The sequence below is a fragment of the Streptomyces sp. NPDC093261 genome, assembly GCF_044753645.1.
Taxonomy (GTDB): Bacteria; Actinomycetota; Actinomycetes; order Streptomycetales; family Streptomycetaceae; genus Streptomyces.
Genome location: NZ_JBIVNO010000056.1, coordinates 1 through 1,100 on the forward strand (window position 1 = coordinate 1; position 1,100 = coordinate 1,100).

The 1,100-nt window shown below is 68.8% G+C and carries 1 pseudogene; it reads left to right on the forward strand.

Annotation, left to right across the window (positions count from 1 at the left end):
• A pseudogene (locus tag ACIP94_RS38440) lies at positions 1-1,100 on the forward strand (amino acid transporter); the annotation flags it as partial.

Here is a 1,100-nt window from a genome sequence, read left to right on the forward strand (position 1 = left end):
CACAAGGGCCAGCGCTGGTGGCGGGTGATGTGCCTGACCGGTGTCGACTACTTCTCCACCCTCGGCTACCAGCCGGGCATCGCCGCCCTCGCCGCCGGTCTGCTCTCCCCCATCGCCACCGTCGTCCTGGTGATCGTCACCCTGGCCGGCGCCCTGCCCGTCTACCGGCGCGTCGCCGAGGAGAGCCCGCACGGCGAGGGCTCCATCGCCATGCTGGAGCGGCTGCTCTCCTTCTGGCAGGGCAAACTCTTCGTCCTGACCCTGCTCGGCTTCGCCGCCACCGACTTCCTGATCACCATCACCCTCTCCGCCGCCGACGCCTCCACCCACCTCGTGGAGAACCCCCACCTCACCGGCGCTCTCCACGGCCACCAGATGCTGATCACCCTGCTGCTGGTGGCTCTGCTGGGCGCGGTGTTCCTCAAGGGCTTCCTGGAGGCGATCGGTGTCGCGGTCGCCCTCGTCGGCGTCTATCTCGCCCTCAACGCCGTGGTGGTCGCCGTGGGCCTGTGGCACGTGCTCACGGCCGAACACGTGGTCACCGACTGGACCGGCGCCCTGACCACCCAGCACGGCAATGTCTTCGTCATGGTCGGCCTGGCGCTGATCGTGTTCCCGAAGCTGGCGCTCGGCCTGTCCGGCTTCGAGACCGGTGTCGCCGTCATGCCCCATGTGCAGGGCGACCCGCACGACACCGAGGAGAAGCCCACCGGCCGGATCCGGGACACGAAGAAGCTGCTCACGACCGCCGCGCTGATCATGAGCGTCTTCCTGATCGCGACCAGCTTCATCACGACGCTGCTGATTCCCGCGCCCTATTTCAAGGCCGGCGGCCCGGCCAACGGCCGGGCCCTCGCCTATCTCGCCCACCAGTATCTGGGCGGCGGCTTCGGCACGGTCTACGACGTCTCGACGATCGCGATCCTGTGGTTCGCGGGCGCCTCCGCCATGGCCGGACTGCTGAACCTGATGCCGCGCTATCTGCCCCGCTACGGCATGGCCCCGCAGTGGGCCCGCGCCGTGCGGCCCATGGTCATGGTCTTCACCCTGATCGCCTTCCTCGTCACCTGGATCTTCGACGCCAACGTCGACGCCCAGGG